General features: G+C 61.1%; 16 protein-coding genes. 10 read left to right on the top strand and 6 right to left on the bottom strand.

Annotated features, from left to right (window positions below):
* Nucleotides 1–17: 17 nt before the first annotated feature.
* A complete protein-coding gene (locus tag PMI03_RS27955; RefSeq protein WP_007702002.1) occupies nt 18–719 on the bottom strand; it encodes a YafY family protein in 702 nt (233 codons plus the stop codon).
* Nucleotides 720–847: 128 nt separating this feature from the next.
* Between PMI03_RS27955 and PMI03_RS27950 the strand changes: the two genes are divergently transcribed.
* The 3 genes from PMI03_RS27950 (at nt 848) to PMI03_RS27940 (ending at nt 3,106) form a co-directional block, all read left to right on the top strand.
* Nucleotides 848–1,483: a LysE family translocator gene (locus tag PMI03_RS27950; protein WP_007702001.1), complete on the top strand. Its 636-nt coding sequence runs from the start codon at nt 848–850 to the stop codon at nt 1,481–1,483.
* A 155-nt stretch (nt 1,484–1,638) separates the two neighbouring features.
* Nucleotides 1,639–2,085, top strand: coding sequence for a cytochrome c (locus PMI03_RS27945; protein WP_007701999.1), 447 nt, complete (start codon nt 1,639–1,641; stop codon nt 2,083–2,085).
* A 106-nt stretch (nt 2,086–2,191) separates the two neighbouring features.
* The gene (locus PMI03_RS27940; RefSeq protein ID WP_007701997.1) at nt 2,192–3,106 is read left to right on the top strand and encodes a cytochrome c; all 915 of its coding nucleotides are present in this window, start codon (nt 2,192–2,194) and stop codon (nt 3,104–3,106) included.
* 16 nt (nt 3,107–3,122) lie between these two features.
* Here PMI03_RS27940 and PMI03_RS27935 read toward each other — a convergent pair whose 3' ends face one another.
* Nucleotides 3,123–3,893, bottom strand: a complete 771-nt coding sequence (locus PMI03_RS27935) for a bifunctional 2-polyprenyl-6-hydroxyphenol methylase/3-demethylubiquinol 3-O-methyltransferase UbiG (protein ID WP_007701995.1) — start codon at nt 3,891–3,893, stop codon at nt 3,123–3,125.
* An 86-nt stretch (nt 3,894–3,979) separates the two neighbouring features.
* Between PMI03_RS27935 and PMI03_RS27930 the strand changes: the two genes are divergently transcribed.
* The gene (locus PMI03_RS27930) at nt 3,980–4,630 is read left to right on the top strand and encodes a C39 family peptidase (RefSeq protein ID WP_007701993.1); all 651 of its coding nucleotides are present in this window, start codon (nt 3,980–3,982) and stop codon (nt 4,628–4,630) included.
* A gap of 39 nt (nt 4,631–4,669) precedes the next feature.
* Here PMI03_RS27930 and PMI03_RS27925 read toward each other — a convergent pair whose 3' ends face one another.
* A complete protein-coding gene (locus PMI03_RS27925) occupies nt 4,670–5,158 on the bottom strand; it encodes a GNAT family N-acetyltransferase (protein ID WP_007701990.1) in 489 nt (162 codons plus the stop codon).
* Between the two features lie 340 nt (nt 5,159–5,498).
* Between PMI03_RS27925 and dmeR the strand changes: the two genes are divergently transcribed.
* From dmeR to bla, 3 genes are all read left to right on the top strand, one after another.
* Entirely contained in the window at nt 5,499–5,771 is a 273-nt protein-coding gene (gene dmeR / locus PMI03_RS27920; protein WP_007701985.1) for a Ni(II)/Co(II)-sensing transcriptional repressor DmeR, read from the top strand.
* A gap of 37 nt (nt 5,772–5,808) precedes the next feature.
* Nucleotides 5,809–6,774, top strand: a complete 966-nt coding sequence (gene dmeF, locus PMI03_RS27915; RefSeq protein WP_007701980.1) for a CDF family Co(II)/Ni(II) efflux transporter DmeF — start codon at nt 5,809–5,811, stop codon at nt 6,772–6,774.
* An 85-nt stretch (nt 6,775–6,859) separates the two neighbouring features.
* Nucleotides 6,860–7,879 (top strand): class A beta-lactamase, encoded by a 1,020-nt coding sequence (gene bla, locus PMI03_RS27910; protein WP_007701977.1) that lies wholly within the window; start codon nt 6,860–6,862, stop codon nt 7,877–7,879.
* Nucleotides 7,880–8,019: 140 nt separating this feature from the next.
* Here bla and PMI03_RS27905 read toward each other — a convergent pair whose 3' ends face one another.
* Nucleotides 8,020–9,528 carry a YdiU family protein gene (locus PMI03_RS27905; RefSeq protein WP_007701973.1) on the bottom strand — a complete coding sequence of 503 codons (1,509 nt, stop codon included), beginning with the start codon at nt 9,526–9,528 and terminating at the stop codon, nt 8,020–8,022.
* Between the two features lie 93 nt (nt 9,529–9,621).
* On the opposite strand from PMI03_RS27905, the gene PMI03_RS27900 reads away from it, so the two are divergent.
* Nucleotides 9,622–9,894, top strand: coding sequence for a type II toxin-antitoxin system ParD family antitoxin (locus tag PMI03_RS27900; protein WP_007701969.1), 273 nt, complete (start codon nt 9,622–9,624; stop codon nt 9,892–9,894).
* Between the two features lie 12 nt (nt 9,895–9,906).
* Entirely contained in the window at nt 9,907–10,284 is a 378-nt protein-coding gene (locus tag PMI03_RS27895) for a VOC family protein (RefSeq protein WP_007701965.1), read from the top strand.
* A gap of 13 nt (nt 10,285–10,297) precedes the next feature.
* Here the strand turns inward: PMI03_RS27895 and PMI03_RS27890 are convergent, their stop codons facing one another.
* Entirely contained in the window at nt 10,298–10,819 is a 522-nt protein-coding gene (locus tag PMI03_RS27890) for a DUF1697 domain-containing protein (protein ID WP_007701962.1), read from the bottom strand.
* A 21-nt stretch (nt 10,820–10,840) separates the two neighbouring features.
* On the bottom strand, nt 10,841–12,934 hold the full coding sequence (locus tag PMI03_RS27885; RefSeq protein ID WP_007701959.1) for a S9 family peptidase: 2,094 nt from the start codon (nt 12,932–12,934) through the stop codon (nt 10,841–10,843).
* Between the two features lie 293 nt (nt 12,935–13,227).
* Here PMI03_RS27885 and PMI03_RS27880 point away from each other — a divergent pair, with 293 nt between their 5' ends.
* On the top strand, nt 13,228–13,617 hold the full coding sequence (locus PMI03_RS27880) for a DUF930 domain-containing protein (protein ID WP_007701955.1): 390 nt from the start codon (nt 13,228–13,230) through the stop codon (nt 13,615–13,617).
* The last annotated feature ends 3 nt before the right edge of the window (nt 13,618–13,620 follow it).

Here is a 13,620-nt window from a genome sequence, read left to right as displayed (position 1 = left end):
CCGGCCCGCCGGCGTCGTCAGCCGCCGGCGGCCTGGGCATTCACCTGCCATCCGTTCACCCAGACCTGCCGCAACCCATCCCCTTCGCCCTTGAACCACCGTCCAGCCGCCTCGCAGCCTTCGATCCGGTCGCTGCGGAAATTGCGGATGGCCTGGCGCAATTCGCACCAGGCAACGATATTCGCGGTTTCGGCGTAGTAGATCAGGGCGATCGGGCGGATGATGCGCTCGGTGGCGCGGCCGAGTTCGTCGCGGTAGGAGAGATCCAGTTTCTCCTCGTCGCGGATGGCGCGGCGCACCAGCGCCAGATCGATGGCGCCGGCCAGGGGTGCGGCAAAGCCCCAGGCATGCAGCGCATTGGCCTCGAATGTCTGGCGCAGCGGTGGCGGCACTGCACCGGCGATCTTGGCACTGACGCGCTTGGCGGCGAGCTTCAGTTCGTCGTCGCCGGTGCGCTCCAGCAGCGCCAGAGACAGCACGATTGCCTCCATCTCTTCAATCGAAAACATCAGCGGCGGCAGGTCGAAGCCGGGGCGCATGATATAGCCGATGCCGCGCCCGCCCTCGATCGGCACGCGCATCGCCTGCAGGGCGGCGATGTCGCGATAGACCGAGCGTACCGTCACCTCCAGCCGCTCGGCGATGACGGCCGCTGTCACCGGCTTTTTCGCCAGCCGCAGGATCTGGATGATCTCGAACAGGCGCGACGCCTTGCGCATTTCATCCTCCCGGCTTGAAGGCTCCTGACAATACCCTGTCAGTTGGGCTGAACTATAAGACTGCCTATCGATTTGAAAATCAACAAATTCTTCCGCGGATCACCCGCACGAGACGATAGGCAACTGACATGGGCTATACCGAAAATCTCTGGCTTTTCTTTCTCCTTCTCTTCGGCATCATCATCGTTCCGGGCATGGACATGCTCTTCGTGCTGGCCAATTCGCTGACCGGCGGGCGCAACAGGGGTTTGGCCGCGACCGGCGGCATCATGCTGGGTGGCGCGGTGCATTCGCTGAACGGCGCGCTCGGCGTCGGCCTGCTGATGCATTTTGTGCCGGTCCTCTTCAATCCGTTGCTCCTTGCCGGCGCCGGCTACATGGCCTTTATCGGCATTACGCTGATGCGTAGCTCGATCACTGTCGGCGATCAGGGGCCGGCCGGTAGCCGCTCCGCCTGGAAGGCCTTCCGCCAAGGCGCGGTCACCTGCCTGATCAACCCCAAGGCCTATCTCTTCATCCTCGCCGTCTATCCGCAGTTTCTGAAGCCGGACTACGGCCCGATCTGGATACAGGCGACCATCATGGGATTGATGACTGTCGCCACGCAGTTCCTCATCTATGGCGGGCTCGCCGTCACCGCCGGCCGCAGCCGTGATCTGTTGGTTGCCAACCCCGTGGCCACCGCCTTTGCCGGGCGTGCCGCCGGGCTGCTCCTCTTTGCGGTCTCGGTCTTCACCGTCTGGGAGGGCTGGAGGACGGCGTGAGGGCCGGCTCATGTCTCGAATATGACACTGATTTTGCTCAGCTCTCACCACTTTGTGACTTCATCGCCTGCGCGGAAAACGGCAAACATGCTAGCGTGATGACGCGCCGACCGCATCCGCGGTCCTGATCACATCCGCAGAGGTAGGAGAAGCATATGAAATGGAGAGCGATTGTGGTGGCGACGGCTCTGGCCGGCGTTGCCTTTGGTTCGGTCCTGGCGGCCGATGGCGGTACGCATGATGCCCGTATCGCGTTGATGAAGAAGATCGGCGGCGCGACCGGCGCTCTCGGCGCCATCGCCAAGGGTGAGAAGCCCTACGACGCCGAAATCGTCAAGGCCTCGCTGACGACGATCGCCGAGACGGCCAAGGCTTTCCCGGATCAGTTCAACCCCGACAGCGACAAGACCGATGCCGAGGTCAATCCGAAGATCTGGGATAACCTCGATGACTTCAAGGCCAAGGCCGCCAAGCTGTCCACCGATGCGGAGACAGCACTTGCGCAGCTCCCGGCCGACCAGGCTGGCGTTGGCGCCACGCTGAAGACCTTGGGCGGCAGTTGCGGCGCCTGTCATCAGGCCTACCGCATCAAGAAGGACTAGCGGTAGGCCGGCATCGTCCGGAAATCAGATTAGACATCCACACCGGCTTTGCCGCCGGTGTGGATTTTAGTATTTTATGATGTGGGTTGAATGGAAGGGGTGAGGCATGATTGCGCGATTTGTCCGGTGGCTGCTCTGTCTCGTCGGCCTCGCCATCATCGGCTTCGGCGCCTTTTATGTCGTCACCGCACCATCGCCCCTGCCGGCAAGCCATTGGGCAAATCTCGGTGATCCCGATATCAGGAACGGTGAGATGGTCTTTTGGGCCGGTGGCTGCACGAGCTGTCATGCCGCATCCGGCGCGCAAGGCGATGCAAAGCTGGTGTTGTCTGGCGGGCTGGCGCTGGCCAGCCCCTTCGGCACCTTCCATGTCCCGAATATCTCGCCTGATGAAAAGGCCGGTCTCGGCAGCTGGACGCTGGCCGATTTCGGAAATGCCATGAAGCGCGGCGTCGGCAAAAACGGCGAACATCTCTATCCGTCCTTCCCCTACGGCTCATACGCCCGCATGAGCGACAAGGATATCAACGATCTCTGGGGCTTCCTGAAGACCTTGCCGAAGAGCGACAATGTCGCCCCGCCGCATGAGCTGCCGTTCCCCTTCAATATCAGGCTGACGCTCGGCGGCTGGAAATTTCTCTATTTCAACGATCAGCCGCGCGTTGTCCTCGCCAATGCCGACGACAAGATCAGGCGCGGCCAATATCTGGTCGAAGGCCCCGGTCATTGCGGCGAATGCCATACCCCGCGCGACGCCCTCGGCGGCTTCCTTAGGGATCAGTGGCTGGCCGGTGCACCGAACCCGGAAGGCAAGGGCAACATCCCCGATATCACCCCCGGCTCGAAGGCGATCAGCAGCTGGAGCGCCGGCGATATCGCCACCTATCTCGAAACCGGCTTCACCCCCGACTATGATTCCGCCGGCGGCTCGATGGCCGAAGTACAGCAGAACATTGCGCATCTCCCGGCCGCTGACCGCGAGGCGATCGCGGCCTATCTGAAGGCGCTGCCGGCGCGATGAGCGCGCGTGCCTGCTCTCAGATTCGCTTTGCCAGATAGAGATGTGTTTCGTAGCGAAGCTCAAACTCTCCGCCATGTGCAGCGATCACCTCCGCGATTGCCCCAAGTAGAGCCTCCCTCTGCTCATCCGCCAGAAGCCGATGGCCTGAGAGTGTGCGGAGCAGGTCGGTATAGCTTGTGGTGCTATGCATCCGGCTCCAGGGATAGCAGCGATGCGTTACCGGCCCGAAATGTTCGGACTCTTCGAATAGCGCCGCAAAGAAGCCACCCGGCAAATACCAAGCTTCTGCCGGTGGGCCGGAGAGGGATGGCGCGTATTGCGAATAGATGCGGGCAAACTCCGGGCCGAGCGGCGATGCCGGCGGCAGCGGTACGTTACCGAAAACGGCAAGCGTTCCATCCGGCGTGAGCTGCGCGGCTGTCTTGGCAAAGCGGATCTCCGGCGCAACCCAGTGAAAGGACTGGGCGGCAAGTGCGAGCTTGAAGGCTGCCGGTTCGCCCGGCGAGGCTTCGAAGGTCGATTCCGTGAAGCGGATATTGGGAAACTCGGCCAGGTTTTCCCGCGCGATGCCGATCAGCTCCGAACCGGGATCGAGCGCGAGGACGGAAAAGCCACGGCGTGCCAACCCTTGCGTCGCTTGTCCCGTGCCACAGCCGATTTCGAGGATGCGATCCTTAGCGGCCAAATCGGCGAAGGCAACGATGTCGTCGAAGAGCGGCTCGGGATAAACAGGGCGGGCGCCGCCATAAAGAGCTGCCACGCCGTCAAAAGTAAACCGCTGTTCCAAGGGTATATCCTCAGTTGAGAAATCGCGGACGCATAGCCTTTTTTCTAGCGTATTTGCGTTGAACTTTACAGCTCGGTGAGCTCGGAATGCAGCAACGGGAGAGGGTGGCCGTGGACATAGCGGTGAAGCAGAAAGTTCCTTATTTCAGCCAATGGGAAACGCCTGACATGACGCTGGCCGTGGTGGCCGAGGGCGCGCAGACAGCTTTGTTGAAGGACCCGCTCTGGGCATCTTCAGGGGCTCGCAATGTCGAGGACTACGCCCGTTGGGCCGGCAATCTCTGCGGCATGGCCTGCCTGAAGATGGTTCTCGCCGCCCGCACCGGCCGGACGATGCCGATCATAGATCTGGCCATGGGATGCAAGGATTATGGCGGCTATGTCGAAGAGGCGGACGGCAGGATCAAAGGCTTGATCTATGCGCCTTTCGTTCCCTTCGTCAAAGACAGGTTCGGTCTGGACGCCAAGGTCGTCACCGGGATTTCTGTCGGAGATATCGGCGATATCCTGGCGCAATCGGAATTCTTCGTTGCGTCCGTGCACCATTCCATCCGCTGGTCCGATACCGAGCCGCCATCGAAGGGCGGACATCTCGTGCTGGTGACTGCGGTCGATGCAGGCTCAGTCCGCTTTCACAATCCCTCCGGACATGAAGTTGCTACCCGCGAAAATGTGGAGCTGCCGCTAGAGATATTCGGCCGCTTCTTCGCCGGGCGCGGGATCGCCATCGATCGCTGACGATAGGAAGGTCAACGGCGATCCCGGGTAAGGCCGGCATCAGGCCAGTGCCTGGAGATAGCGCATGCCGGTGACCGGGCGCGGCTTGAAATCCATATGTTCGTAGAAGCGATGCGCCTGGACATTGCCGGTTGCCGCGCCGACGGAGAGGAAGCTGCAGCCGGCCTTGCGGGCGACATCTCGGGCGCGGTCGACCAGATGCTGGCCGATGCCGTGGCCGCGATGACCGTCGCGCACGAAGAGGTGATGCAGGTCCATGCCGCGCTGGCCTTCCTGCGCCTTGTAGAGCGGCACGAGAATGGCGTAGCCGATCAATCCGTTCTCGCCTTCGGCCACCAGCGCCGTGATCCATGGCAGCGGGCCGAAGAGATCGCGCTCGAGCTGTTCCGGCGTTGTGCCGGAGGGGTCGCCGTGATGGGCGGCGAGCAGCCGGATCATATCGTTCAGCTCCGGCATGTCGCGCGGATGCGCGCTGCGGATGGTCAGCACCGGCGGGCGGAGAAGGGAAATTTCGCTATCGTCTAGCATGGCATTTCGCGTCCTTGTTTCGAATGAGCCGTCAGGACGCTGCTGATACAACAAAGCCGCCTGACGGCGGCTTGTTGACAATATGATCTGTCCAGCCGCCCTTTACAGGTACAGCCAAAAATACGAGCAGGTGTGGAGCGCGTTCTTGATCATGGGCGCATCAATGATCCGGAATGGCGGATTTGTCAATGGGGGCCACCTGCTCGCTCAGCCGAGCCACTCTTCAGCATCGAGACCGCCGTTAGGGCGCGTCAGTCTATCGCACTCAGTTCTATCGAACGAGGGTTTGCTCGTGGCGTCAAATATAGTATACCCCCCTATATTATAATTCGAGGTCGCCATGTCCCACACCGTTCGTGAACAAGCCAAGCTTCTTTCGCGTGTCCGTCGCCTGAAGGGGCAGATGGAGGCGGTGGAGCGGGCGTTGGAGGCCGAACGGCCTTGCGGTGAGGTGCTGCAGCTTCTCGCTTCCATTCGCGGCGCTCTGACGGGGCTGACCGGCGAGATATTGGACGATCACCTGCAGGAGCATGTGCTTCATGCCGAAAGCGAAACGGCACGCCGTCAGGCGGTCGATGAAATATCCGATGTGCTGAAGACCTATCTGCGCTGAGCAGGGGCTTTGGAACATTCAACAGGAGACGGATGTCATGAGTGGTTCTTCGGATGCGTTGACGCATAGCCATGTATTTCTGGGTGCCGACCACCAGCGCAATGAGCGCCGCGTCTGGCTGGTCATCGCGCTGACGACGGTGATGATGGTGGTCGAGATCGCCGCCGGCACGCTCTATGGTTCGATGGCGCTGACCGCCGATGGCTGGCACATGTCGACACATGCCAGCGCCATGCTGATTTCGGCGCTGGCCTATCTCTACGCCCGCCGTCATGCTCATAATGCGCGCTTCACCTTCGGCACCGGAAAGCTTGGCGATCTCGCCGGCTTCGCCAGCGCCATCATCCTCGCCATGATTGCTGTGTTGATGGGTTGGGAAAGCCTGGTGCGATTGATGAACCCGGTCGCGATCAATTTCCACGAGGCGATCGCCATTGCGTCGGTCGGCCTCCTCGTCAACATCGTCAGCGCCTGGTTGCTGCGCGATGATCATGACCACCACCACCATGGGCATGGCCACGCGCATGATCATCATCACGAGCACGGTCACGACCATGATCATCACCAGGGCGGCAAGGACAACAATCTGCGCTCGGCATATGTTCATGTCATCGCCGACGCCATGACATCTGTTCTGGCGATCGTCGCCCTTCTGCTCGGCAGCTATTTCGGCTGGACCTTTCTCGATCCGCTGATGGGCATCGTCGGCGGCCTGGTGATCCTGCAGTGGTCCCTGAGCCTGCTGCGTTCCTCCGGTTCGATCCTGCTCGACTTCATTCCGTCCGGCGAAGAGCTGCCGGACGAAATCCGGGAGGTCATCGAAACCGGCGACGACCGCATCACCGATCTGCATGTCTGGCAGGTCGGCCCCGGTCATCACGCGGCGATCGTTGCCGTGGCGACGCCGGAGCCGCGGGATCCGGCCTTCTACAAGGCCCGACTGGCGGATCTGCATGAATTGTCGCATGTCACCGTTGAAGTCACGGTCGAAAAGGCGGCATAAGGCGGGTTGAAGGAAGGGTGTGCCAGAGGCTTGCCATATTCCTCGCTTAGCTCTGAATCCGCCTGATTCCGCTGGAGGTTTCCGCATGCCCACATTGCTTACCCGCCGCCGCCTCTTGGCAGGCTCGGCGCTGCTCCTTCCCGCCCTGACATTTGGCCCGCAAGCCCTGTTTGCGCAGGATGCCAACGCCAACAAAAGTCCGGACGCGACGGCTCCAGCGCCGGGCGCCTCCGATACGCCGGACAGTTCCGCGGCACCTGACGACGACGATGGAATGGACGGCACCCAGGGGGCGGACAATTCCCAGGTGACGGAGGATGCCGACAAGCAGCTTGCGGATCTGGAAAAGAAGACCGGCGGCCGCCTCGGTGTTTCCGTACTGGATACGGAAACCAATATTTCGCTCGGCTATCGCGAAGCGGAGCGCTTCGCGCTGTGCAGCAGCTACAAGGCGCTTGCCGCCGGCTTCGTGCTTGCCCGCGTCGATCAGGGCGTCGAGAAGCTCGATCGTCGAGTCACCTATGGCAAGGATGTCGTCGTCACCTATTCGCCGGAGACTGAAAAGCATGCCGGCACTGACGGCATGACGATTGCCGAGCTCTGCAATGCGGCGGTCACGCTCAGCGACAACACCGCCGGCAATCTGTTGCTCGACAGCTTCGGCGGTCCGGCGGCGCTGACCGCATGGCTGCGCACCACCGGCGACACCGAAACCCGGCTCGACCGCAAGGAGCCCGACGTCAACCAGGCGATCAAGGACGATCCGCGCGATACCACGACACCCGATTCCATGCTGGATACGATCGGGCTTTTGACGCTCGGCAACACGCTGTCGGAAACCTCCAGGGATCAATTGTCGAACTGGCTGGTCGCCAATACCACCGGCAACGCCCGCCTGCGCGCCGGCCTGCCAAAGGAATGGAAAGTCGGCGACAAGACCGGCACTGGTGAGAACGGCTCCTATGCCGACGTTGCCGTTATCTGGCTCCCGGATCGCGGCCCCATCCTCGTTGTGACCTATGTCGGCGAGGCGACTGCACCTGCAAAAGATATCGAAGCCGTCTTCGCCGAGGTCGGCAAGATCGTTGCGGGCATGGTGGGATGAAATAGTAGCGCTCTGCAATGCAATCGATAAATCAGGGCGATACGGTCGCGATGTGAATCAGGATCGCATCGCCTTCATGTTGTTCGAGAAGTTCAGGCGATGAATAGCGGGGTATCCTGAGGCTCCGCGCCCGGCTTTCGCTATGTCCCGCAAAAGGTCTGCAGCACCCGTTCCGCCGGCCGTGGCGGCTCGGCATAGGGCGCAAAAGCCGGCTGGTCCTCATAGGGCTTGGCAAGCACGGCCAGCAGCGCCTCGAACAACGAAAAATCATCCTCCTCGACGGCAGCCGCGATCGCCTGTTCGATACGATGGTTGCGGGGGACGAAGGCCGGGTTGACGCCGAGCATCGCCTTTGCACGCGCGGCCGGCGATTGCGGATCGCGGCCCAGCCGCTCGCGCCAGAGCGAGAGCCAGGGCGCGACGGATAGCGGATCCTTGAAACTCGCGGCGAAGGCAGCCTCGTTGTCGACACTTGCGGCAAGGACGCCAAGCCGGCGGAAGGTCAGGGTGAAATCCGCCTCCTGTTCCTGCATCACCGCCAGCAGCGACTGGACCAGATCGAGATCGCTGTCTTCTTCCGTTGCGAGACCGATCTTGGCGCGCATACCGGCAAGCCAATACGTCTGGAAGCGCTCGCCATAAGCTTTAATGATCCCATTCGCCAGTTCGACGGCGGTATCGAGCGTCGGATCGATCAGCGGCAGCAATGTTTCGCCGAGCCGAGCGAGGTTCCATTGGCCGATGGCCGGCTGGTTGGCATAGGCGTAGCGGCCTTGCCGGTCGATCGAGGAAAAGACGGTGGCGGGATCATAGGCGTCCATGAAGGCGCAGGGGCCGAAATCGATCGTCTCGCCGGAAATTGTCATGTTGTCGGTGTTCATCACGCCATGGATGAAGCCCACATGCAGCCAGCGGGCGATCAAGGCGGCCTGCCGGTCGGCCACCGCTTCCAGCAGCGCTAGGTAGCGGTTCTTGCGATCCTTGATCTCCGGATAATGCCGGTCGACGACGTAGTCGGCGAGGATGCGCAGACTGTCCGTATCGCCGCGGGCCGCAAAATACTGGAAGGTGCCGACGCGGATATGGCTTGCAGCGACGCGGGTAAAGACCGCGCCGGGCAGCGCCTCTTCGCGGTAGACCGGCTGGCCGGTGGTGACGGCCGCCAGCGCCCGTGTCGTGGGAATGCCGAGCGCAAACATCGCTTCGCTGACGATATATTCGCGCAATACAGGCCCGAGGGCTGCCCGCCCATCGCCGCGCCGCGAAAACGGCGTCGGCCCCGCTCCTTTGAGCTGGATGTCGCGGCGCCTGCCGTTGCGATCGATAACCTCGCCGAGCAGGATTGCCCGACCATCCCCAAGCTGCGGCACGAAGCCGCCGAACTGGTGGCCGGCATAGGCCATGGCGAGCGGTTGGGAACCAGGCAACAGCGCGTTGCCGGAGAAGATCGCCGCTCCATCCCGCTCCAGAACCTCGGCGTCCAACCCCAACTCGGATGCCAGCACCGAGTTGAACTTGATCAGCCGCGGTGCCGCAACTGGCGTCGGCGCCTGTTCCGCGAAGAACTGTGGCGGCAGGCGCGCGTAGCTATTGTCGAACGGGATGGGCGGTGCCTCGAGCACCGGACTGTCGTGGAGAAAAGAGCTCATAAGTCTAAGGTAGAGCCGGCGGGGATGCGGTGCAAGGCGCTTGTCTCCAGTAGGAAGTTATCCTACTTTCTCCCACTAAGGATAGAGTTTGTCATGAACGAGAAACTCAGCATCTCACTTCCCAGCGAAATGGTCGCCGCCATCAAGAGCCGCGTCGATGCCGGAGCCTACGCTTCGACCAGCGAAGTCCTGCGCGCGGCCGTCCGGGTCTGGCTACGGGAAGAGGAAGAATATCAGGAACGGATCGCGGCGATCCGGCAGAAGGTCCAGGCATCGCTGGATGATCCGAGGCCAAATTTGACCGGGGAGGAAGTCATGCAATATTTCGAAGCCTATGCTCGAGAGGCCGAGCTTGGCTCGAAGTAGGAGGTACTGATTGTGCGCTTAAACCAGGTGACGGTCACGATGCCGGATTTGAACGCCGGCTGGGATTTCTATTGTGCCCTAGGTCTCAAGCCGATCGTTGATGCTCGTCCCCGGTATGCGCGTTTTGTCTGCCCAGACGGAGAAAGCACCCTTTCCTTGCATCAGGGCGAGAAGGGAGGCGGCGGAACAACCGTCTATTTCGAATGCGACAATCTCGACGCAACGGTTGATGCTCTCAGAGCCTCCGATATCTACTTCACAAGCGGGCCGGAAGATAAAAAATGGCTCTGGCGCGAGGCCGAGCTATTCGATCCCGGTGGAAATCGCGTCATCCTTTACTTCGCCGGATCGAACCGTATCGATCCTCCTTGGCGAGCCCCCGCGCAATGATGCAAAGTGCGCCCTAGGCCTCTTCCATCTCCCGCGCCATTTCCGCCAGTTTCCTCACCGTATTGAGGTTCCGCGCGGTTCCAAGCTTCAGCGCCGGCAGCTTCAGTTTCGAGCGGCCGGAGCCGTCGGGATAGTGGATATAGATTTCCTTAGCCGCGACATGCACCTCTTCTCCGCCTGGTGCCACAAGCTTGTCCAGAGCATCGGCCGGAGCAGCTTCGGGAAGAAAGACGACGAGCAGGTAGTTCGGCTTGGCATGCGGGAAGGGCGAACCTTCGGCCATCGCTTCCAGGGCTTGCCGGCTGCGCAGGATCACGCCCGGTGATTTGCCCATCTTGCGTGCCAATGCCTCTTCCAGGCGCGCCCGCACCGCCGCCTCATCTTCATCCGAACGGAAGAGCACATTGCCGCTTTGGATATAGGTCTTCACATCCGTAAAGCCGATCTCCTCGCAAAGCGTTTTCAGCTCCGCCATCGGCAGAGTGCCGGTGCCGCCGACATTGACGGCACGCAGCAGGGCGACATGGACCGGCATCGGCTCCTCCCGCAATCCCGATTACATCTTGCCGGCGACCTTGATGGCGAAGCCGTATTCGAAGGCGATCTCCTCCAGCCGCTGGAAGCGGCCTGAAGCGCCGCCGTGACCGGCGTCCATATTGGTCTTGAGGAGAATTGGCGCGTCGCCGGTGGTCTTCTCACGCAGCTTGGCGACCCACTTTGCCGGTTCCCAATAGGTGACGCGCGGGTCCGTCAGGCCGCCGAGCGCCAGGATCGGCGGATAGGACTTTTCGCCGACATTGTCATAGGGGCTATAGGCGGCGATCTGCTCGTATTCTTCCTTGCTGTCGATCGGATTGCCCCATTCCGGCCATTCCGGCGGCGTCAGCGGCAGGGTGTCGTCCAGCATGGTGTTGAGCACGTCGACGAAGGGTACTGCGGCAATGACGCCGGCAAATTTTTCCGGTGCCATGTTGGCGACAGCACCCATCAGCATGCCACCGGCCGAACCACCCTCGGCGATGATGTTCGCGTAGGACGTGAACTGCTGTTGATTCAGATAGTCGGCCGCCGAGATGAAGTCCTTGAAGGTATTGGTCTTCTTGTCCATCTTGCCGTCTTCGTACCAGGCAAAGCCCTTGTCCTTGCCGCCACGGATATGGGCGATGGCATAGACGAAACCGCGATCGGCAAGCGACAGGCAATTGGTGTTGAACCCGGCGGGAATGGTGACGCCGTAGGCGCCGTAGCCGTAAAGCAGACAGGGCGCTGAGCCGTCGAGCGGCGTATCCTTGCGATAGAGAAGGGTGACCGGCACCGTTTCTCCGTCCCATGCCGGCGCGAAGACGCGACGGGTGACGTAGTCGTCCGGATTGTGGCCGGAGGGAACTTCCTGCGTCTTCAACAGGCTGCGCTCGCGCGTCACCATGTTGTAGTCGTAGAGCTGGCTCGGCGTCGTCATCGAGGAATAGGAGAAGCGGATGACGTCGGTATCGTATTCGGCGGCACCCTGCAGGCCCAGCGAATAGGCTTCCTCGTCGAAGGCAATCGCATGTTCTTCGCCGGAGACGCGGTCGCGGATGACGATCCGGGGCAGGCCGTCTTTGCGCTCCAGCCAGATGAGATGGCGGGCATAGGCCATATGGCTGAGGATCAGCGTGCCCGGCTTGTGGGCCACGACATCGCGCCAGTTTTCTTTGCCTGGTTTGTCGACCGGCGTCTCCATGATCTTGAAATCCTTGGCGTCGCCGTCATTGGTGAGAATGTAGAAGACGTCGCCGCCTTCCGTCATCTCATATTCGATGCCGGTGTCGCGCTCGGCTACCAGCTTCGGCTCGGCCGTCAGGTCCGACGTCGGGATCAGGCGGTATTCGCTGGTCTCATGATCGTGGATGTCGATGAAGATGTAGTCGTCGAGCAGCGAACCGCCGACGCCCATGAAGAAGCCCGAATCTTCTTCCTCGTAGACCAGCCGGTCTTCCGATTGCGGTGTGCCGACAATGTGATGGAAGATCTTCGACGGACGATGGTTTTCGTCCTGTAGGGTGTAGAAGAAGCTCCTGCCGTCTGGCGCCCAGACGCCATCGCCGCCGGTGTTCTCGATCACGTCGGCAAGGTCCTCGCCAGTGTCGAGATTGCGGACCTTCAGCGTGAAATATTCCGAGCCTTTGTCGTCATAGCCCCAGATGCCGTGGCTATGGTCGGTGGAATGGTCGATGCCGGAGAGGCGGAAATAGGACTTGCCCTCATTCTCCTTGTCGCCGTCGAGAAGCAGCTTGCGGTCGCCGCCTTCGCGCGCCTCGCGAAAGTAGTGCGGCTGCTCACCGCCGGTAACGAACAGCGTGCCATAGGAGTAGGGACCGTCCTTGACCGGCACGGAACTGTCATCCTCCTTGATGCGGCCTTTCATCTCGGCAAACAGCAGCTTCTGCAGCTCTTTCGTATCCGCCATGGCGGCGTTCATATAGGTATTCTCGGCCTCCAGATGCGTTCGGATTTCCGGGTCGAGGATCGAGGTGTCCTTGAACATCGCCTGCCAGTTGTCGGCGCGCAGCCAGGCGTAATCGTCGCTGCGGGTGATGCCGTGGCGCGTATCCGTAACCGGCTTTTTCGGCGCGGCGGGCGGGGCGGGGAGGTTCTTGAATGAAGACACTGAAGGGCTTTCTCTGGGCTGAAAGTCGGGTATGCGATGAAAGAGAAATAGAGGGCGCTTGGCCGAGGTTCAAGCGGCAATTGCCGGCTCAAGCCTCGTGCAAGCGGATGATCCTACCTTGGGGTCGAGCTGGCGATGATAGAAGGTCGCGCACAAGGTTGCCTTGATGTGACCACATTCTTTAACGAAGTCCGCTTAGCGTCGCGTCGATAGTAAGTGTTTCTTAGAATCGCTTTCCCCCGTGGAGCAGACGCAGCCAGCCCGGAAAACAAACAAATGAGGGACCGGTCTTCATGCTGAAGTTCATCGTCATTCTCCTGCCTTTGGCCTGCATCGCGACCTCGGCGCTCGCCGTCGATGCGACCATGAAGAAGGAGCTGGAAAAGCTTGATCCTTCCGAGCGAATGGAGCAGGCCTGCGATGCGGAGGCGATGAAGCGGATCGGCACCGAGAAGACCGGCTTCAAGCCGGACAAGGTCATCGCCTATACCTTCGGCGATCCCAACATGGAGCCGGATTCGATGAATGCTCCCGGCGCCGTCTTCCGCAGCAAGGGCGATTGGTATCATCTCTCCTATAAGTGCACGACCGACGCGGAGCATGTTGACGTGCGCAATCTCAGCTTTCAGATCGGCGACAAGGTGCCGCGCGACAGCTGGCAGAAATATTATCTCTACGATTAATAG

This window comes from Rhizobium sp. AP16 (assembly GCF_000281735.1).
Classification (GTDB): Bacteria; Pseudomonadota; Alphaproteobacteria; order Rhizobiales; family Rhizobiaceae; genus Rhizobium; species Rhizobium rhizogenes.
The sequence above is the reverse complement of the archived record's forward strand: the minus strand, read 5'-3'. Positions and strand labels throughout refer to the sequence as shown.